This window comes from Methylomicrobium lacus LW14 (assembly GCF_000527095.1).
In the GTDB taxonomy this organism is placed as follows: Bacteria; Pseudomonadota; Gammaproteobacteria; order Methylococcales; family Methylomonadaceae; genus Methylomicrobium; species Methylomicrobium lacus.
Window position 1 is genome coordinate 3,172,184 of the sequence record NZ_AZUN01000001.1, and the last position, 18,631, is coordinate 3,190,814.

The 18,631-nt window shown below is 57.3% G+C and carries 17 protein-coding genes; 7 read left to right on the forward strand and 10 right to left on the reverse strand.

Annotation, left to right across the window (positions count from 1 at the left end; translation table 11 throughout):
* The first annotated feature begins 74 nt into the window (after nt 1–74).
* Nucleotides 75–2,033 (forward strand): trypsin-like serine protease, encoded by a 1,959-nt coding sequence (locus METLA_RS0114680; RefSeq protein ID WP_024299266.1) that lies wholly within the window; start codon nt 75–77, stop codon nt 2,031–2,033.
* A gap of 81 nt (nt 2,034–2,114) precedes the next feature.
* Here the strand turns inward: METLA_RS0114680 and pyk are convergent, their stop codons facing one another.
* From pyk to METLA_RS0114700, 4 genes are all read right to left on the reverse strand, one after another.
* Nucleotides 2,115–3,560, reverse strand: coding sequence for a pyruvate kinase (gene pyk, locus METLA_RS0114685; protein WP_024299267.1), 1,446 nt, complete (start codon nt 3,558–3,560; stop codon nt 2,115–2,117).
* 15 nt (nt 3,561–3,575) lie between these two features.
* Complete coding sequence (gap, locus tag METLA_RS0114690) at nt 3,576–4,589, reverse strand: type I glyceraldehyde-3-phosphate dehydrogenase (RefSeq protein WP_024299268.1); 1,014 nt, start codon at nt 4,587–4,589, stop codon at nt 3,576–3,578.
* 282 nt (nt 4,590–4,871) lie between these two features.
* Nucleotides 4,872–5,540 (reverse strand): alpha/beta hydrolase, encoded by a 669-nt coding sequence (locus METLA_RS0114695; protein WP_024299269.1) that lies wholly within the window; start codon nt 5,538–5,540, stop codon nt 4,872–4,874.
* Between the two features lie 19 nt (nt 5,541–5,559).
* Nucleotides 5,560–5,970 (reverse strand): GFA family protein, encoded by a 411-nt coding sequence (locus METLA_RS0114700; protein WP_024299270.1) that lies wholly within the window; start codon nt 5,968–5,970, stop codon nt 5,560–5,562.
* Nucleotides 5,971–6,057: 87 nt separating this feature from the next.
* On the opposite strand from METLA_RS0114700, the gene METLA_RS0114705 reads away from it, so the two are divergent.
* Nucleotides 6,058–6,387 carry a DUF3301 domain-containing protein gene (locus METLA_RS0114705; RefSeq protein WP_024299271.1) on the forward strand — a complete coding sequence of 110 codons (330 nt, stop codon included), beginning with the start codon at nt 6,058–6,060 and terminating at the stop codon, nt 6,385–6,387.
* Between the two features lie 9 nt (nt 6,388–6,396).
* Here the strand turns inward: METLA_RS0114705 and METLA_RS0114710 are convergent, their stop codons facing one another.
* From METLA_RS0114710 to METLA_RS0114720, 3 genes are read right to left on the reverse strand one after another with little or no spacing between them, the layout of a single operon-like run.
* Nucleotides 6,397–7,824 carry an efflux transporter outer membrane subunit gene (locus METLA_RS0114710; protein ID WP_036282437.1) on the reverse strand — a complete coding sequence of 476 codons (1,428 nt, stop codon included), beginning with the start codon at nt 7,822–7,824 and terminating at the stop codon, nt 6,397–6,399.
* A gap of 29 nt (nt 7,825–7,853) precedes the next feature.
* Nucleotides 7,854–11,054, reverse strand: coding sequence for an efflux RND transporter permease subunit (locus METLA_RS0114715; RefSeq protein ID WP_024299273.1), 3,201 nt, complete (start codon nt 11,052–11,054; stop codon nt 7,854–7,856).
* A gap of 3 nt (nt 11,055–11,057) precedes the next feature.
* Nucleotides 11,058–12,278, reverse strand: a complete 1,221-nt coding sequence (locus tag METLA_RS0114720) for an efflux RND transporter periplasmic adaptor subunit (protein ID WP_152539449.1) — start codon at nt 12,276–12,278, stop codon at nt 11,058–11,060.
* Nucleotides 12,279–12,417: 139 nt separating this feature from the next.
* Here METLA_RS0114720 and METLA_RS0114725 point away from each other — a divergent pair, with 139 nt between their 5' ends.
* Nucleotides 12,418–13,041, forward strand: a complete 624-nt coding sequence (locus tag METLA_RS0114725; RefSeq protein ID WP_024299275.1) for a TetR/AcrR family transcriptional regulator — start codon at nt 12,418–12,420, stop codon at nt 13,039–13,041.
* A 62-nt stretch (nt 13,042–13,103) separates the two neighbouring features.
* Here the strand turns inward: METLA_RS0114725 and METLA_RS0114730 are convergent, their stop codons facing one another.
* Together METLA_RS0114730 and METLA_RS0114735 are read right to left on the reverse strand one after the other, a co-directional pair.
* The gene (locus METLA_RS0114730) at nt 13,104–13,967 is read right to left on the reverse strand and encodes a M28 family peptidase (RefSeq protein ID WP_024299276.1); all 864 of its coding nucleotides are present in this window, start codon (nt 13,965–13,967) and stop codon (nt 13,104–13,106) included.
* Nucleotides 13,968–14,043: 76 nt separating this feature from the next.
* Entirely contained in the window at nt 14,044–14,682 is a 639-nt protein-coding gene (locus METLA_RS0114735; RefSeq protein WP_024299277.1) for a CDGSH iron-sulfur domain-containing protein, read from the reverse strand.
* Nucleotides 14,683–15,089: 407 nt separating this feature from the next.
* On the opposite strand from METLA_RS0114735, the gene METLA_RS22665 reads away from it, so the two are divergent.
* Both METLA_RS22665 and METLA_RS22670 read left to right on the forward strand, forming a co-directional pair.
* A complete protein-coding gene (locus METLA_RS22665; RefSeq protein WP_024299278.1) occupies nt 15,090–15,293 on the forward strand; it encodes a DUF2934 domain-containing protein in 204 nt (67 codons plus the stop codon).
* Between the two features lie 228 nt (nt 15,294–15,521).
* Entirely contained in the window at nt 15,522–15,755 is a 234-nt protein-coding gene (locus METLA_RS22670; RefSeq protein ID WP_152539450.1) for a hypothetical protein, read from the forward strand.
* 328 nt (nt 15,756–16,083) lie between these two features.
* Here the strand turns inward: METLA_RS22670 and METLA_RS23770 are convergent, their stop codons facing one another.
* Complete coding sequence (locus METLA_RS23770) at nt 16,084–16,206, reverse strand: hypothetical protein (RefSeq protein ID WP_281171956.1); 123 nt, start codon at nt 16,204–16,206, stop codon at nt 16,084–16,086.
* Between the two features lie 325 nt (nt 16,207–16,531).
* On the opposite strand from METLA_RS23770, the gene METLA_RS0114755 reads away from it, so the two are divergent.
* Together METLA_RS0114755 and METLA_RS0114760 are read left to right on the forward strand one after the other, a co-directional pair.
* Nucleotides 16,532–16,924: a hypothetical protein gene (locus tag METLA_RS0114755; RefSeq protein WP_024299279.1), complete on the forward strand. Its 393-nt coding sequence runs from the start codon at nt 16,532–16,534 to the stop codon at nt 16,922–16,924.
* Between the two features lie 153 nt (nt 16,925–17,077).
* Nucleotides 17,078–18,628 carry an Eco57I restriction-modification methylase domain-containing protein gene (locus METLA_RS0114760; protein ID WP_024299280.1) on the forward strand — a complete coding sequence of 517 codons (1,551 nt, stop codon included), beginning with the start codon at nt 17,078–17,080 and terminating at the stop codon, nt 18,626–18,628.
* Nucleotides 18,629–18,631 lie beyond the last annotated feature (3 nt).

Consider the following 18,631-nt stretch of genomic DNA (forward strand, 5'->3'; position numbering starts at 1 on the left):
CTGATGATTGAGATGTCCTATTGCAATCGGGTTCCGGCAATTGACATTGGAAGCCCCGATAGGGGACAAAGGCTATGCATAAATACCTCACATTCTGCACTTACCTGTGGCTGGTTTCCGCTTCCGTGTTTGCCGGCGGGCCTCAGCCCGCGATCGTCAATGGTACGACGACCCAGGATGAGCCTACGACCGGCGCGCTGCTGTTATCGATCAGGCCTGGCGCGTCGCCGCCGGTTTATGTGGGCCTCTGTTCGGGCACGATGATAGGCTGCAGCAGTTTTTTGACCGCCGCGCATTGCGTATGCAAGAATTCGGAAGCATTATCCAATAATTCTTTGCAGACCTGTGATACGAGGTCTGCGGCCGATTTGCAGGTCTATCTGCAAAACGGCGGCATTCACCAGGTTTCCGCGATCAGTGTGCATCCCTCCTTCAAATTCGGCGTGGCTTCCGATGTGGCGGTGCTGACGTTGGCGGCGCCGGTGCAGGGTATTCCTCCGATGGCGATCAACAGTACGGTTACGCCGCCTATCGGTACGCCCGGCATCATTGCCGGTTTCGGGGTGACATCCGCGACGGCCGAGGATTTTGGGGTAAAACGCACGGGCAATATCGCTACCGCCAATTGTGCGGATGCAAACGCCGAGCCCCCCATACCGCAACCCGCGAATATTTGCTGGCAGTATCTGGGGAACTCGGAGGGAACGGATTCGAATATTTGTTTCGGCGATTCGGGCGGGCCGTTGTTCATTGACCAGGGCTTCAAGCGGGTCGTCGCCGGCGTATCTTCGGGGGTTTTCGATAATTGCCAGGCGAACAGCTTTTCATTTGACACCAATGTCTATCAAAATCGCAGTTATATAACATCCAACATTGCCCGCTCCCTGGACGAGACGGGCAGGTGCCGCATCGACATCAGAAAGCGGATTAAAACCTATGCCAATAGCGTCTATAACGCGAAAAAACAATGCCTCGCCGCCGCCTTGGCCGGCAAGACGCTGCTCGGAAATTGCCTGAACGAGAAGGCGGCGAAGAAAATCGACAAGGCGGTAAAGGCGCTTGCCGCGGAAAAACTCGCGAAGCGCTGCCCGCTTGAAGTGATTGAGAATAGCGCGCTCGGCGGCAAATGCGCTGGCGCGGCTAATCCCGATGAGCTCAGGCAGTGTATTGTCGATGCGGGAAATGAAGCGGTATCCCGGATGCTCGATGCGCAATACGCCGACGCGGAAGCCGACTCTCCTCTCGCCGACAAGGTATTGGCAAAATGCCAAAAGACGATCGGCAGTGCCGCGAAAAGTTACCTTTTCAAAAGCCTGAATGCGCTGAATCAATGTGAGGCTAAGACCGATAAAGCCCTAACGAACGTTTCCGCTTGCCCTTTGCCGGCAACGCTAGACAGCCTGGATAAGTATGCGGCCAGTCTGCACAAGAAAATCCTTAAGGCGTGTCCTGAGGGGGCCGTCGAAGGCTTGATCGCGGGCGGCGATCGGTTCGGCGCCAGCTGTGATGATCCGGCGCTGGATGCGGCCGGGGTGGCTGCCTGCGAAAAAACCGAGCACGACCAAGTCGCCAAGGCTTTGGCTGATCTGGCGCCCGGAAGGATCAGCGCCTTCAATGCGGAAAGCTGCGGATTCGTATCGCAAGTCGGCGATGCCGATACGGCAATCGTCCAACAAACCCGCGCTAACGGAGAGGCGGTGCCGGATGTGAGCGACGTTCTGCTGCACAAGATTGACGTACCGGAAGGCGTCCGTTTCCTGCGGGTCACCTTGAATGGCCAGGAAACGCTTCTTTCCAGGCTGTTCGGCACGATAGACAACAGTCTCGATTTGTACCTCAGATATCAAGAGACGCCGAGCGTAGATCCCACGGCGGCGAATAATGCCGCCTCAATCAATACGGGGGCCTTCGAGGCGCTGCAAGTAAAAAATCCGGCGCCCGGCGAATGGCGCGTGTTGGTCCATGATGCGGGAGAGGAGAAGAATAAGCCTTACCAGTTGACCGTCACGATGATCAAGCCAAAAACGAATTAACTAAAGGCGGGGAGCCTTTCTTGCGGGGAAAAATCGGCGAGAGTTCGCCTCCGGAGCGTCCGGAGGCGAAAGGATCGAGCTTTAAGGCGTGAGGCCTTGACCTACCACAATCACCTTCAGCGTATTGGTGCCGCCTTCGACGCCATTCAAGTCGCCTTTGGTGATGATGAACTTGTCGCCATCTTTGGCTTTATTCCATTTGCGCAGTTTCTTGACGATGCTTCGATTTACTTCGGCATGGTCCTGATTCAGCTCCAGCGGGAAATAGATCGGGAATACGCCGCGGTACAAGGTTACCTTGCCCAGGGTTTTTTCCAGACGGCTCATCGCGAAGATCGGAATGCCGGAACTGATCCGCGACATCCACAGCGGCGTTGCGCCCGATTCGGTCAGTGCAACGATGCCTTTGATCTGGGTATGGTTCGCCATGTACATCGCAGACATCGCGATCGCTTCGTCGTCACGCTCGAACTGGATCTTGATCCGGTGATCGGACTCGCGCATGCTTGGCTGCTTTTCCGCTTCGACGCAGATTCGGTGCATCGCTTCGACCGCCTTGACCGGGTATTTGCCCGAAGCGGTTTCCGCTGACAGCATGATCGCATCGGTGCCGTCGAACACCGCATTCGCGACGTCCAAGACTTCCGCGCGGGTCGGAATCGGATTGTCGATCATCGATTCCATCATCTGCGTTGCGGTGATCACGACCCGGTTCAATTCGCGGGAGCGCTTGATCAGTTTCTTCTGTACCGCCGGCAGATTCGCATCGCCGATCTCGACGCCGAGATCGCCGCGCGCGACCATGATCACGTCGGACGCCAGGATGATTTCATCCATCACGTCCAGCGCTTCGGCGCGTTCGACCTTCGCGACGATGCCCGCGTAGCAGCCTTCGGCTTCGAGCAGGCGGCGCGCTTCGTGCAGGTCTTCCCCGCAGCGCGGGAACGACACCGCGACGAAATCGCATTGGATCTTCGCGATCGTCTTGATGTCTTCCTTGTCCTTGTCGGTCAAGGCCGCCGCCGACAGGCCGCCGCCTTGCAGGTTGATGCCCTTGTTGTTGGACAAATAACCGCCGACCGCGACCTTGCAGTTCACGCGCGTGTTATTCTCGACATTGACCACGTCCAGCACGATGCGGCCGTCATCCAGCAGCAGGCGGCTGCCGGGTTTGACTTCCTTCGCCAACGGTTCGTAGCTGATGCCGACCTGAGTTTCGTCGCCGTCAAGCTTGCCGAGGTTGATATCCAGCGCGAAGTCCTGGCCTTCGTTCAAAGACACCTTGGTGTCCTTGAAGCGCTCGATACGAATCTTGGGGCCTTGCAGATCGCCCAGAATGCCGACGCGACGGCCGGTTTTCTTGCTCAGCTCTCTGACCCGCTCCGCGCGCAGGATATGATCTTCGGCGGAACCGTGCGAAAAATTCATCCGCACCACGTCGATGCCGGCTTCAAATAACCCCTCCAGCACACCGGGTTTATCGGTGGCAGGTCCGAGGGTCGCTAATATTTTGGTTCTTCTTAACATTCGATGAATAATGACTTATTGAGCGTTGACTAAGGCAACGGTGGTATCCAGCATCCGGTTCGAGAAACCCCATTCGTTGTCATACCAGGACAACACCTTCACGAAGTCGCCGTCTACCACATAAGTCGAAGGGGCTTCGAAGATCGAAGAAGCCGGATTGTGGTTGAAGTCGGTCGAAACCAGCGGCAGGTCGTTGATCACCAGAATGCCTTTCAACGGGCCTTCGGAGGCGGCGGTCAAAACCGCGGTGATTTCTTCCTTGCTGGTCGCTCTCTTCGCTTTGAACACCAGGTCGACGACCGAGACGTTGATGGTCGGAACGCGCATCGCGAAACCGTCCAGCTTGCCTTTCAGTTCCGGCAATACCAAGCCGACCGCGGCAGCCGCGCCGGTTTTGGTCGGGATCATCGATTGGGTCGCGGAACGCGCGCGGCGCAGGTCGCTGTGGTAAACGTCGGTCAGAACCTGGTCGTTGGTGTAAGAGTGAATCGTGGTCATCAAGCCGTGCTCGATACCGATCGCGTCATGCAGAGGCTTGACCAAAGGCGCCAAGCAGTTGGTGGTGCAGGATGCATTCGAAATGACGGTGTCGGACGCTTTCAGGGTCTTGTGGTTGACGCCGAAAACGATCGTCGCATCGACATCGTTGCCGCCTGGAGCGGAGATGATGACTTTTTTCGCGCCCGCAGTGATGTGCGCGGAAGCTTTCGCCTTGCTGGTGAACAAGCCGGTGCATTCGTGCACGACGTCGATGCCCAGTTCGCCCCAAGGCAGCTTGGATGGATCGCGTTCGGAGAAGACTCGGATTCTGTCGCCGTTGATCACGATGTAGTCGCCGTCAACGCTGACTTCGAAAGGAAATTTGCCGTGAACCGAGTCGTATTTGGTCAAATGGGCATTGGTGTTGCTGTCGCCCAGGTCGTTGATCGCGACGACTTGAATTTCATTGGTGCGGCCTGATTCATAGAGCGCGCGGATCACATTGCGGCCGATCCGGCCATAACCATTGATTGCAACTTTAATTGCCATTGAGTCTCTCCAGAGTGATGAGTATGAAAAACCAACTGTATTGAGGGGTTGTCGAACTACCCCAAAATCCTGTTACTATACCAAAAATCAAGGGGATTCGTCTATTGACGACGGCACGAAATTTATAACGGAGTACTTAAAAACACAAGGCGCCTTGTTTGCGGTGCGTAAAGGCCAAGTTTGAACCCATTGCGCTATGAAATTTTTCGTGCCTTTCGTGTTTTTCGTGGACAATGCACAACATCAGGTTTTCATTCAGACTTACCCTGATATCCCTGGCGTTTACCGGAAGATGGCATTGATAAAGCGGGCAATGCGTTCGATTTCTTCGATGCATACCGAATGGTCCATCATGAAGTCGCACCATTCGACCGGATAGCCCCAGGCCAGCAGTTGATCGCTGGTTTTCTTGCCCAGTTCGACCGCAACGACCGAATCGAGGATGCCGTGCGCGATCAAGACCGGCACATCCTGATTGGCGGCGGAGCGAGCGGTATCCATTTGTCCGAGGGTCGGCAGAAAGGTCGACAGCGCCACGATGCCGGCCAATTTTCGTGAATGGCAGAGGCCGGCATGCAGAGCGATCGAGCCGCCCTGCGAAAAACCGGCCAACAGGATATGTTCCGGGGGGATGCCCTTGGCGATTTCAGCCTCGATCAGCTGTTCGATGGCTTGGCTGGAATCATAAATGCCGGCAACATCCGCCTTTAAATCGCGGGAGAGTTCGAGAATATCGAACCAGGCGCGCATGGTCATGCCGCCGTTGATCGTGACCGGGCGATAAGGCGCTTCGGGAAAAATGAAATGAATGTGCGCCTCGGCCTGTAGCCTAAGCTCGGGCACGATCGATTCGAAGTCATGGCCGTCGGCGCCGAGACCGTGCAGCCAGATGATAGAGTAGCGGTGCTCTGCCTTGGGTTGGATTTCGACGGTACTGAGGGGTGAGTGCATAAGTATCCTTTTCTCTGGCTTACCAGAAGTTGCCGGGGTATTTGGGTAAATCAGGATTCATCGCATCCCAGGGCTGTGCGTCGGCGACCCACATGTCCAGTTCGGGGCGGTAAATGGCGGGGTCGTCGAGCGTCATCGCCACGACCGGGCGGAGCTGGGTAAAGACGCTGTTGCGCCCGAACAAGGGGCCTCCGCATTGTGTGCAGAAAGCCCGGTAAACCGTATTGCCGCTCGCCGCCAGGGTCGGGAATTCGCGATAACTGCCGGTGACCTGCAACGCCGAGTCCGGCACAAACATCAGCGCCATAGAGGCCGAGCCGCTCGACATCTGGCAAGTCCGGCAATGGCAATTGGCCATCCGCACCGGGCGGGCGTTGATTTGATACCTGACCGCGCCGCACAAGCAGCCGCCGGTGATCGGAAGTTTCATATTTCCCCCCTAACTGGTCAACATTTCGGCCAATCTTAGTACAATTAGCGCTTTGCTGACAAACACTAATCCCGCATATCCGAACCCATGCCAGCCGATATCGTTTCCATTGTCATTTTGATCACCTCGTATCTGTACTGGCGCCACGCGCAACAGGTCAAGGAAATCGCTTTCGCGGCGACGCGGCGGCAGTGTCAGCTTTGCGAGGTGCAAATGCTGGATGACTACATCGCCCTGAGCCGCTGCGCCCTGGCGCGCGATAAAGCCGGGAAAATGCGCCTGCAGCGGCGCTTTACCTTCGAATTCTCGGCAACCGGGGAAGATCGTTATCAAGGTACCTGCGTGATGATCGGCACGGACGTGGCCGCCATCGAAATGCCGGCCTACCGGCTGCCGGATGATTCGATCCGGGGTTAGCGTCGGGCATCATTTTGCTGTCGCGAGAGTTTCCCAGCCGCCGCCCAGGGCCTTGTAGACCGCGATCAACGAGGTTGCCACCGCGGTTTCACTTTGCGCCAACTGGCGCTGATCCTGAAGCAAGCGTAATTCGGTATCCAGCACGGTCAGAAAATCGGTTATTCCCTCAGTGAAGCGCAAATGGGCTAAGTGATGCGCCTTTTCGCTGGCCTCGGCGGCCGAGGCCAGCAGCACTCGCCGGCTGCGTTCCTGGTTATAGGCGACCAGGGCGTTTTCGGTTTCCTCCAGCGCATTCAGCACGGTCTGTTCGTATTCCGCCAAATTGGCCTCGGCTTGGGCGTCGGCGGCCTTGATGCGGGCATAGACCCGTCCCAGATCGAGCGCCGCCCAGCTGATGCGAGGACCGGCCGAATAGGCATCGGCTCCGGCCGCGCCGAGGCCCGAAAGCGTGCTCGCTTCGAGAGACAGGGTGCCGACGAAAGTCACGCGCGGGAACAGGTCGGCGGTGGCGACGCCGATGCGGGCGGTCGCGGCGGCCAGCGTCCGTTCGGCGATGCGAATGTCGGGGCGGCGGCGCAGCAGTTCGGCCGGGTTGCCGATAGCGATGGCTTTCGGAAGTTTCGGGATCGGCGCGGGCTCTGACAGTTTCGCGGTGAGCGCGCCGGGCGTTTGGCCGGTCAGCACGCCAAGCCGGTGTATCGCACGTTTGATCCCGGTCTCAATCAGCGGAATGCTCGCCAGGGTCGAATCCAGTTGCGCCGAAGCCCTGGACGTATCCAGTTCGGTGCCGCGGCCGATTTCGAGTTTGGCGCGGGTAATGTCCAGCGTTCGCGTCTGGTTGTCGGCGTTTCTTCGGGCCACTTCGAGCTGGTTCTGCAGGCCGCGCAATTCGAAATAATTGCGGGCGACCTCGGCGATCACGCTGACGCTAAGATCCTGCAGGCTGGCTTCCTGCGCCTCGACCTCGTCGCTGCTGGCTTCGATGTCGCGGCGCACGCGGCCGAAGAAATCGACTTCCCAGAATGCATCGAAACCGGTGCTATAAAGCTTCAGGCCGCGCGGCACGAAGGCCCGGTTGTTCAAAGCCCCGACGCTACGCTTCTGGTCGGTGTAATTGGCGTGCGAACTGATAATCGGCGCCAGGTTCAGGCCGGCTTCCAGATACAGCGCCCTGGCTTCGCGCAGGTTCGCCAGCGCGCTCTTCAGGTCGTAATTATGGCGCAGGGCCAGGTCGACCAGAGCGTTCAGCTCGCTGTCGTTGAACAGCTTCCACCAGTCTTTTTGCGTCGCCTGTCCGGAATATTCGCGATGATCTGCGTTCGCGAAGGCGGGTGGGGTTGTTGCCGCCGGCGTCTGGTAGTCGGGGCCGACGGCGCAGCCGCCCAGTGCGGTCGCGCCTGCGATAGCGAGTGCGAAAAGGCGGCTATGCAAATGCATCGGGGCGCGCGCGGGTGCGATAGGCTGAATCATGAGTCTGAACCGGAAGAAGGTTGATCGGTAAGCGCATGGCGGGTTTTAAGCCTCGACGATGACCAGCGCTGCGCCAGCGCCTGCACGGTCACATAGAAGACCGGCGTCAACAAAAGGCCGAACAAGGTCACCCCGGCCATGCCGCTGAACACCGCGGTGCCCAGAATTCGACGCGATTCGGCCCCGGCGCCTTCGGCGACCACCAGCGGAAACACGCCCATGATGAAGGCGAACGAGGTCATCAGGATCGGTCGCAGCCGGATGCCGGAAGCCTCGACCGCGGCTTCGAAGCGGTCGAGGCCTTCTTCCTGGCGCCGTTTGGCGAACTCGACGATCAAGATCGCGTTTTTGCTGGCCAGACCCACCAAGACGATGAAACCGACCTGGGTAAAGATATTGTTGTCCATGCCGCGTAGCCAGATGCCGGCCATTGAGGACAGGATACACATCGGCACGATCAGGATCACCGCGAACGGCAGCGACCAGCTTTCATACTGGGCCGCGAGCGCCAGGAACACGAAAATCACGCTGAGCGGAAACACCAGCATCGCGACATTGCCGGCCAGCACCTGCTGCAGGCTCAGTTCGGTCCATTCGAAGCCGAAGCCGGGCGGCAGTTCCGCGTTCAAGAGCTTATCCATCATCTCGATCGCCTGGCCCGAGCTGATGCCGGGCAAGGTGCTGCCGTTGATTTCGGCCGTAGGATACATGTTGTAGCGCGTGATCTTGTCCGGCCCGGTAATCGCCTTTACATCGACCAGCGAGCCGAGCGGCACCATGCCGCCCTTCGCGTTCCGGGTCTTCAGTTCGCTGATGTCCGACGGCTGCATCCGGAATTCCGAATCGGCCTGGGCGACGACCTGATAGGTGCGGCCGAAGGCGTTGAAGTCGTTCACATAGAGCGAGCCCAGGTAGATCTGCAGGGTGTCGAACACATCCTTCAACGGTACGTCCATCGACTTGACGCGCGTGCGGTCGACATCCAGGAATAATTGCGGCACGCCGGAGCGGAAGGTCGTGAACAAGCCGACCAGGCCCGGTTGCTGACTGCCCTTGGCGATCATCTCGGAGGTGACTTGTTGTAGCGCGTCAATGCCGGCATTGGTGCGGTCCTGGATTTGCAGCTTGAAGCCTCCGACCGCGCTCATGCCCCGGATCGGCGGCGGCGCAAACACCGCGATATACGCATCCTGGACCGTGGCGAGGCGCTGCTGCAGCTTTTTGACGACCGCATCGGCGTGCAGTTCGGGCCGGCCTGCGCGACTATCGAAATCATCGAGCCGCGCGAACATGGTCGCGACGTTGGACTGGCTGGAACCGCTCAGGATCGAGAAGCCGGCGTAGGCATTCAAGTGCTTGACCCCTTCGGTATCCAGCACGATGCGCGTCGCCTGCTGCACCACGGCCTGGGTGCGGGCCAGCGAGGCGGCGTCGGGTAGCTGCGCATACAGGATCAGATAGCCTTGGTCCTGCTGTGGAATGAAGCCGGTTGGAACCTTTTCGAAGGCCAGAAAGTTCAACCCGTTGAGCCCCAGGTAGAGCACCAGCACGACGGCGGTCATCCGGATCAACCGGCCGACCAGGCGCGCGTAGCCGGCGCTGAAGCGGTCGAAAAACCGGTTGAAGCCGTTGAAGAACCAGCCGAACAAGCGGTCGATCAGGCGCGTCAGCCTGTCCTTGTCGCCGTGCGCCCTGTCCAGCAACAAGGTGCACAAGGCCGGGCTCAGCGTCAGCGAATTGAATGCCGAGATCACCGTCGACACCGCGATCGTCAGCGCGAACTGTTTGTAGAAAGCGCCCGAGACGCCGGTGATGAAGGCGGTCGGCACGAATACCGCGACCAGCACCAGCGCGGTCGCGATGATCGGGCCGACCACTTCCGACATTGCCTTGCGCGCCGCTTCCCTGGCTTTCAGGCCGAGCGCGATATGGCGCTCGACGTTTTCGACGACCACGATCGCGTCGTCCACCACAATCCCAATCGCCAGCACCAGGCCGAACAACGACAAGGTGTTCAAGGACAGGCCCAGCGCGGCCATCACCCCGAAGGTGCCGATCAGGGACACCGGCACCGCCAGCAGCGGAATGATCGCCGGGCGCCAGTTCTGCAGGAACACCACGATCACGATCACGACCAGCAAGAGGGCTTCGAACAGCGTTTTGACGACTGCGTCGATCGATTGCTGCACGAACACGACCGTGTCATAGACCATGTTGTATTCCAGACCCTCGGGGAAGCGGGTCTTCAGCTTTTCCATCGCCTCGACGACCGCCTTCTTGGTGTCCAGCGCGTTCGAGCCCGGCAGTTGGAAGATCGCGAGGCCGACGGTCGGCTCGCCGTCCAGGAACAGGCCCGAGTTGTAATCCTTGGCGCCCAGCTCGATGCGGGCCACGTCCTTCAGCCGGGTCACCTGGCCGTCCGCGCCTTTTTTAATCACGATATCGGCGAACTGTTCGGCCTCCATCAGCCTTCCTAGCGTGCTAACCGTGTATTGAAAATCGGTGTTTTCCTTCGACGGTTGCTGGCCGATCACCCCGGCCGCCACCTGAATGTTCTGTTCGCGGATCGCGTTGACCACGTCGCTCGCGGTCAGGTTGCGCGCGGCGACCTGCTCGGGATTCAGCCACAGGCGCATGCTGTAGTCGCGGGCGCCGAACACCAGAATTTCGCCGACGCCAGGCAGACGTGCCAAAATATCCTTGATCTGCAACAGCGCGTAATTACTCAGATAAACGCTGTCATAGCGCTTGTCCGGGGAGATCAGGTTGACGACCAGGCTCAGGTCCGGGCTGCGTTTCTTGACGCTGACGCCCTGCCGCCGTACTTCCTCGGGCAGCCTGGGTTCTGCGAGCGCGACCCGGTTTTGCACCAGCACCTGGGCTTTGTCGAGGTTCGTGCCCGGCTTGAAGGTCACCGTCAGCGCCATGTTGCCGCTATTGGTGGACTGGGAAGACAGGTAGAGCATGTCTTCGACGCCGTTGACTTCCTGCTCGATCGGCGTTGCCACCGTTTCGGCGACAACCTGGGCGTTGGCGCCCGGGTACGTCGCGCTGATCACCACGGTGGGCGGCGCGATCTCCGGGTATTGGGCGATGGGCAGAGCGATCAGCGCCAGCCCGCCGACCAGGAGGATCAGAATGGACAGCACCGAAGCGAAGATCGGCCGGTCGATAAAAAAATGCGTAAAGCGGTCCATGGTCTAGTGTCCTTTTGACGGCTCGGCGAGCGAAATTCGCTCGGGGTTGACCTTGATGCCGGGCCTGAGCTTTTGCAGGCCTTCGACCACGATCCAGTCCTCGGCTTTCAGACCTTTGCTGATCACGCGCGACTGGCCGATATGCGCGCCGAGTTCGACCTTGCGGTATTCCACTTCATTGTTCGGGTTCGTTACCCAGACGAAACGCTGGGCCTGGTCGGTGCCGATCGCCCGGTCGGGCAGCAGCAAGGCGGGATAAGGCTCGCCGGCGCGCACCCTCAGGCGGGCGAAAAAGCCGGGGCTCAGCAATTCGTCGGTGTTGGCGAAAACACCGCGCAGCGTGACCGTGCCGGTCGCGGTATCCTCGCGGGGCGCGATGTAATCGAGAATGCCCCGATGCGGAAAAGCGGTTTCATCGGTCAGCGCCAGTTCCACCGGCGTGCCCGCGATGCCGGCCTCGCGCCCGCCGTTTTGCCGCATTTGCCGGCGGTACTTCAAGACCGCGCGTTCGTCCGCATCGACATAGACGTAGACCGGGTCGATGGACACGATCGTCGTCAACAGCGTGTCGTCGTTCTTGACCAGGTTGCCTTCGGTGATCGATTCCCGGCCGATGCGGCCGTTGATCGGCGCGCGCACCTGGGTAAATTCAAGATTCAGCCGGGCGGTTTCGACATTGGCGGATGCGGATTCGACCGCCGCCGCAGCCTCGCGCAGTCCCTTCTGGCGGGCATCGAATTCTTCTTTCGAAATCGCCTTGACCTTGAACAGGTTTTCGGCTCGCGCCATATCGTTGGACGCCAGTTCCTTACGGGACCGGAAACGCTCCAGTTCCGCCGCTGCATAGGCCAGTTGGGCCTTGAAGGGCCGGGGGTCGATCACGAACAGCAGGTCGCCTTTTTTGACTTTCTCGCCGTCTTTGAAGTTGACCTTGTCCAGATAGCCGCTGACCCTGGCGCGGATCTCGACCGACTCGACTGCTTCGATACGGCCGGTGTATTCATCCCATTCGGTCACATCCTGGCTTAACGGCTGCGCGATTTTGATGTTCGGCGGCGGTCCTTCGGGCGGCTTGCCGGTTGGCGCTTCGGCTTGTTGGCAGCCTAAGGTGCCGGTCAGGGCGATCGCCGCGAGTCCTGCCAGCAGCGCGCGCCGCATCGGCAGAAAAACATGGCCCCCGACTGTCTCGGAGAATAATGCGGTAGATGGACTTTTGCGATGCATAACGGCCGGCCTGCTGGTGTTCTGGGTCATCCTTTTATTGTCCGTGAAGTGAGAATTTAAAATGGTAATATACATTACCATTTATTGTAGGTTATGATCATTCCTGGCCTAAGTCAAATTTTTTTGAGTATACGACACTATGATTAAATGCGGACGTCCCGCCAAGGGCAGCGAGCTTTTAAGCCGCGATCGGGTGCTGGATACGGCGCTGACGCTTTTTCTGGAACACGGCTACGGCAATCTCAGCATGGAAGCCATCGCCAAGGAGGCGCGGGTTTCGTTGCGGACGATCTACAGCCAGTTCGGCGGCAAAGCCGGTTTATTCGGCGCGCTGGTCCGGCGCTGCAGCGACCAGTTTTTCGAATCCCTGATCTTCGAAATTTCCCCCGAAGCCGCGCTCGTCGCCTTCGCCAGGGAGTTTCTGTTCCGGATCACCCGGCCGGACGTGGTGCGCATGCGCGCGATCCTGATCGGCGAATCGCCGCGTTTCCCGGACCTCGCGACGCAATTTTACGAACAAGGGCCGCAGCGCACGCTCGAACATCTGGCGCAATTTTTCGCCCGGCATCAGCAGGCGGGACATTTCGCCCCGATCGATCCACACATTCTGGCCGACCAGTTCCTCAGCGGACTGCGCAACGAGCGTTTCCAGAAACTGCAACTCGGCCTGGAAACCACGCCGACCGAGGCCGAAATCGAAAGCTGGGCGCGGCAGGCGACGAAGCTGTTTCTTTACGGCTGTTGTAAAGCTCGGGAGGGATAATCTGCGTCAATGACAGTAACTCGGAGTTGTGTCTATCGTATCACCTCATTTCGACATGCCCGTTACCGCTCGGCGGCTAACATCGAAAACAGCCCGTTCGCGACCCTGGCAAAGGAGAGATAATCGAGTTTGTCGGGCGTATCTTCGGACGTGTGGTAATAAGGATAACGATAAGGCGCCGTATCGGTAATCATGAAGGCTTCAAAGCCGTGCCGCCAGAACGCCAGATGATCGCTCCAGGAGATGCCCGGAACCACGGCCGGCGCGGCGATCGATTGCGCCGGGAAGTCGCAAGCCTTGGCAAAGTTTTCGAGGCAGTGCCGCATCACGCGGCGAGAGCCGAGATTCGAAGCGAAGGCGATGAAATTGCCGGTGTCCGGATAAAAATAGCTCAGGAACGGCGGATAATGCTGGCTGCCGGGCTGGCTCGAATAATAGCCTATCGTTTCGAGCGAAACCATATAACGGATAGGGTCCCCGCGCCGTTTGGCCGCCTCGGCGTAAATCATGCTGCCCATCTTGCCCCAGTAGAAGAACGGCGGCTCTTCATTCACGAAGGCGACGAAACGCAGGCTGACCGCCGGCGGCGCCTCCTTGAACCGGCGCGAGAGTTCCAATAACGCGGCGACGCCGCTGCCGTTGTCGTTCGCTCCGGGACTGCCGCAGACCGAATCATAATGCGCGCCGATCAGAATCACTTGATCGCCGCGCTGGGTTCCGTGACAGGTCACTTCCAGATTGTTGCACTCCATCCCTTCGACCCGGTAGCCTTGCTTACCGACGCGATAACCCTGCCGCCGCCATTGTTCGCTGATATAGGCGGCCGCAGCCGCGAGCGCCTCGGGATGAAACACATTATGCTCGCCGATCACGCCGGCCAGTGCCTCGACGTGAGTCTGCAATTGCTGCGCGCTAATTTCACTCATGTTGCTATGAACTAGGATTGAAGCATCAGCCGTCGATGCCTTGGCTTCGGAAGCTAACCGGAATCAAGCCCACATTTCAGGTGGTAAATCCGATCTTACGATGCGTTCCGTCGCAATAGGGTTTATTTTGCGACGAGCCGCAACGGCAGAGCCAGGTTTTCTGCGTTCGGATCAGGGTCCTGCCGGTTCCCGAACACACTTCGAGATTGCCTTCGATTTGCAAGGGGCCGTTGGGGTTCGGGGTAATGGTCAGCCTTCCGGCGCGATCGAGCAGTGCATCCGAGTCAACGGTCGGCGGCTCTCCGGTCGCAACGAAATTCATCGCGATATGGCTGCTGTCGCAAAACGGTTTGTTATGAGAGGCGCCGCATCGGCACAAGGTGGCGCGATAACAAGGGCCGTGTCCCAGAATCTCCATATCGGCGTGAAACGCCAGCGGGCCGTTTTCCCTCAAGTGCACGGTATTGACCAGGGGGGCCGCCTCCTGTTCGCCGCCGTCCAGGCGTTCGTAGGTCAGGGCCCCGGACGGGCACGTGTGCAACAGCGCCGCGATCTCTTCCGGGGACGCTGCATCCGGTTGTATCCATGCGCCCGGTGCTTTCGCGATAAAAACCTTCGGGTTGCCCAGCACGCAATGGCGCGAATGGATGCATTTGGCTGCATCGGAACGGATGACAACCTTTTTTCCGCGGTATTCTTGAATGTCATTAGTCATTATGTTGCCCTCGTCAGATCGAGCATTCATGCAAATGGAGGCAGGAAATATCCATATACTCGGACTTTTTGCGAAGTCAATGACCGTCCCTCGGCGTGCTGTTCATAGATAAGGACAATCCGCGGCCTGCCGGGTTCATCCCCCGGCGCGCTTTTGAACTTAAAGTGCCGGTAAGAATACTAAAAGTGGTTATGGACAGTATAAAAACAAAGCAGGAAGCCAGGAGAAGTCATAGAAAGGATGATTCAACAGCAAGAAATGACTCGCAGTTGATTATTTTGCCGCGGCCTTCCGAAGCGGATGGCAAGGGTTGCTTGATGCGTTAAGCATGCCCATCCCTCGATCGATTGATTAGCCGTGCGGCATTTGTCTTGAGTTTTGGCGAACAGACTTTAGAGGAGACCACCATGAAACCTACCGAAATCAATATCCATCAAAACACCGAAATTTTGGCTTCCGATGAAGCCGGCACGGCGCTCGATCAGCCGGATGATATGGCCAGGATTGCCGAACTGGCCTATTACAAGGCAGAAAGTAGGGGGTTCGAGCCGGGCCATGAACTGGAAGATTGGCTTGAGGCGGAGCAAGAATTGATGCCTAGCAGTGGATGAAATCTCGATTGGAGTATGGATGCAGGAACCTAGACTGTATCCTGGGCAAGGGTACAATTTCAGAGCTCACTCCAATTGATCTAATAAATGACATAGCATCGCCTCGATGCGGCTTTGCGAAATCGCGGGAAGTTTAGGCCTTAAACCCCCCGCTTTCGCTCCGCCTCATCGAGGCGGCTTGCCGTATCAATGCTTCGCGGCGATGAGGTCTTACGGCGCGGTAGGCCGATGGCTTGCGATCCGAACGCCGCCTTTGCTGAACAGCCGCTCGGACTTGTTCTCGCCAAAGTATCTTTCGAGCCAGGCTTGATTGAGCGCAAGGCGCAGCTGCGTCACGGGTTTAGCGCTTTCGTATTGCCTCTCGCCAAGGCTCGAATTAAAGGCGGTTATCCGATCTGGTTCTCTCGGGCGGCCGCGCCATCGTCAATCATTTCGATAAATAGCCTGCATGGACCGAAATAGCCTGCATGGACCGCGGCTAAATTCATTCCGGAGTTAGCTGCTGTCCTCAACGGCATTGCATCTTTTTTTTCTGGCTCCCATATGCCATGTGGGAGCCCAGGGCGGACGCGCCAGTGTCCTGTCTCGCGACGCTGGCGCGTCTTGACGACATTGCGGGAATGAGGACATCATTTTGTGCTTACCTTCAACTTGACGACGATCGGCTGTCATCATACTTCCCGCTTCGGAACATCGTCAGCTCCCATCGCTGCGCTAATAGATTGTGCCGCAGGATGTAGATATCGTTATCGCCTGCACGCACTTTAAAATACCGGTATTCGGGCGCTAACTAGCGGTCGATCACTTCTTCAATTTCAACCGCTTTATCGGCCATAAAAAAGCGCCGAGGTGTTTGCTCGCCCTGGTAGTCGGTATCACATTCCACGCGAATTGTTAACGGGGCCGTATTCATACAATTTTTAACCTGTGTTGAGGCTCTATCTGCCTATGGTAATGCTATCTATTGTTTTGCGATAGTCGAGAAACCGATAGTTCCCTCGATTTTGGACTGGAAATGTCGGGCATAAAAGCATGACCGATCTACAGGGTTATGATGTGCTCGTGCATCGAATCAATTCGGTATGTTTAGGTCAAACGAATAGATTTAAAAAACCGAGGGGTTTCGTCCGTATTAATTTCTGTTATGTCCTCAAACATTATTCGCTGGAGTTAACTCTTGGGAGGCGCAAGTTGCTTTTCGAGGGGGGTAAATTAACTCGTCGCAGGAGGGTAAAATAATGAATACTATCAAAGCATGGTTGGTTTCCGGTTTTCTGGTTTTATCGCTATCCGCTGGAAATATCAGCGAAGCCGGAGTCGACGAAGGCGTTATGGCCCAAAGGATCAACGCGACCATTGCCCATCTTGAAGGGGCCCGAAAAGCACTGGTTGCGAATGAGCAGGATACGGCTCAAGAACATATGAAGTCGGCTTCGCAGTCTTCAAAAGGTATTTTTGGCGGCTCATTTGAAGTCAAGGCGCAACGCGGTTCAAAGGCCATCGCCAATGCCCGCCGTCTGGCCCGCGATGGTGATGCTTCCGGCGCTGTAGCTATTTTGAAGGAGGCCGAGGAAATTTATAAATCTTTAATTCGGCCGGCAAGTTCCGGTGGGCGGGGTGGCCTCAATTAATGTATCAGGTAAACTTTGCAGCCCTGTCGGGCATAAAAAAGCATGCCCGACAGGGCTAAGCTTCTTTCTGTAAGTTTTGGTGGCCGCAAGCCGTTCAGAAAGGGATAATTAACAACATGAAATTAATGTTCAATCTCCTTTGGTAATAACGAAATGGTGAATAATTTGATGGAATTACTGGAGGTTGAGGTTCAGGTCGTCCCGGCTCTTGATTACGCCGATACGCTTCGGCGTGAAGTATCCCCGACACTTGACCCTAAACAACGGAAAAAGCTGGGGCAGTTTATGACTCCCGCTCCTGTTGCTACGTTTATGGCAGGCATGTTCGATCAACTTCCCAAAAACATACGCCTTCTTGACGCCGGAGCCGGTGTTGGGTCATTGACAGCGGCTTTTGTACGCGAGGTTTGCAAACGTAAAAACCGCCCGCGCTCCATCGACGTGACAAACTTCGAGATAGACTCGATACTTGGGCAACATCTTGCCGAGACGTTAGCAGTATGTGCCGACGAATGCCTGGCTGCGGGGATCGCCTTCACCTATCAGATTGTTACGGAAGACTACATATTACACACCTTACAATCTGCCGGGCCGCTCCTGTCCAAGCTTTTCGATCCCCAGCAATATGATTGTGCCATTCTCAATCCTCCATACGCAAAGATAAACAGTAACTCAAAGACGAGGAAAGCACTCAGCAGTTTGGGCGTCGAGACGACGAACTTGTACGCTGCTTTCGTGGCTGTGGCGCTCGATCAACTCAAGCAAGGAGGGCAGCTTATAGCAATCACTCCGCGCAGTTTTTGCAACGGGTCGTACTTCGAGCCTTTCCGTCGCTTCATACTTGAGCACTCCGCCCTTCATAAGATTCATGTCTATGAATCGCGCAAACAAGCGTTTAAGGAGGACGATGTCCTACAAGAAAACATCATTTATCAACTCGTTAAGTCACAGCCGCAGCCGGCGACGGTGCGTATCTCATCAAGTAACAGTCCACAAGGCCTCGATGCCCTCACTCGGGATGTTTCATTTGCAGAAGTTGTTTTGCCTAATGATCCACACAAGTTTATTCGCTTGGCTGTTTCGGACGAAGATAGTGACCTTGCCCAGCGGGTTCAGGCTTTGCCCTGTACCCTTCATGACCTGGGTGTGACGGTATCGACCGGGCGTGTAGTGGACTTTCGCGCGCAAGACTATCTGCGCAAAAACCCGGAGCTGGGCACTGTTCCATTGATCTATCCGAACCACTTCAATGGCGGCTTTGTATCGTGGCCTAAGCTCGGCGCGAAGAAGCCAAATGCTCTTGTTTCGATTGATGAGACGGCGGCACTCATGGTTCCGCGCGGCACCTATGTTCTGACCAAGCGTTTTACCTCGAAGGAGGAGAAACGCCGCCTTGTAGCAGTTATCTATGACCCGGAGAGAATAGACGCGGAATTGGTGGGTTTCGAAAACCACCTTAACTACTTCCACATACGCGGCGCGGGCCTTCCGGGCGACCTGGCGCGCGGACTCGCGCTATTCCTGAACTCGACGGCGGTTGACCTGTATTTCCGCCAGTTCAGCGGTCACACACAGGTCAATGCAACCGACCTCCGCAACCTTCACTACCCAACAACGCAGCAGCTTGTGTCGACAGGTCGCCACTTTGGCGACGTCCTGCCGACACAAGAACGAATTGATCAAGTTGTTGGGGAGTTGCTTTAGTTG

Coding starts and splice junctions, on each gene's coding strand:
- METLA_RS0114680 (WP_024299266.1), top strand. CDS start 75: ATGCATAAATACCTCACATTCTGCACTTACCTGTGGCTGGTTTCCGCT.
- pyk (WP_024299267.1), bottom strand. CDS start 3,560: ATGTTAAGAAGAACCAAAATATTAGCGACCCTCGGACCTGCCACCGAT.
- gap (WP_024299268.1), bottom strand. CDS start 4,589: ATGGCAATTAAAGTTGCAATCAATGGTTATGGCCGGATCGGCCGCAAT.
- METLA_RS0114695 (WP_024299269.1), bottom strand. CDS start 5,540: ATGCACTCACCCCTCAGTACCGTCGAAATCCAACCCAAGGCAGAGCAC.
- METLA_RS0114700 (WP_024299270.1), bottom strand. CDS start 5,970: ATGAAACTTCCGATCACCGGCGGCTGCTTGTGCGGCGCGGTCAGGTAT.
- METLA_RS0114705 (WP_024299271.1), top strand. CDS start 6,058: ATGCCAGCCGATATCGTTTCCATTGTCATTTTGATCACCTCGTATCTG.
- METLA_RS0114710 (WP_036282437.1), bottom strand. CDS start 7,824: ATGCATTTGCATAGCCGCCTTTTCGCACTCGCTATCGCAGGCGCGACC.
- METLA_RS0114715 (WP_024299273.1), bottom strand. CDS start 11,054: ATGGACCGCTTTACGCATTTTTTTATCGACCGGCCGATCTTCGCTTCG.
- METLA_RS0114720 (WP_152539449.1), bottom strand. CDS start 12,278: ATGCATCGCAAAAGTCCATCTACCGCATTATTCTCCGAGACAGTCGGG.
- METLA_RS0114725 (WP_024299275.1), top strand. CDS start 12,418: ATGATTAAATGCGGACGTCCCGCCAAGGGCAGCGAGCTTTTAAGCCGC.
- METLA_RS0114730 (WP_024299276.1), bottom strand. CDS start 13,967: ATGAGTGAAATTAGCGCGCAGCAATTGCAGACTCACGTCGAGGCACTG.
- METLA_RS0114735 (WP_024299277.1), bottom strand. CDS start 14,682: ATGACTAATGACATTCAAGAATACCGCGGAAAAAAGGTTGTCATCCGT.
- METLA_RS22665 (WP_024299278.1), top strand. CDS start 15,090: ATGAAACCTACCGAAATCAATATCCATCAAAACACCGAAATTTTGGCT.
- METLA_RS22670 (WP_152539450.1), top strand. CDS start 15,522: ATGGCTTGCGATCCGAACGCCGCCTTTGCTGAACAGCCGCTCGGACTT.
- METLA_RS23770 (WP_281171956.1), bottom strand. CDS start 16,206: ATGAATACGGCCCCGTTAACAATTCGCGTGGAATGTGATACCGACTAC.
- METLA_RS0114755 (WP_024299279.1), top strand. CDS start 16,532: ATGAATACTATCAAAGCATGGTTGGTTTCCGGTTTTCTGGTTTTATCG.
- METLA_RS0114760 (WP_024299280.1), top strand. CDS start 17,078: ATGGTGAATAATTTGATGGAATTACTGGAGGTTGAGGTTCAGGTCGTC.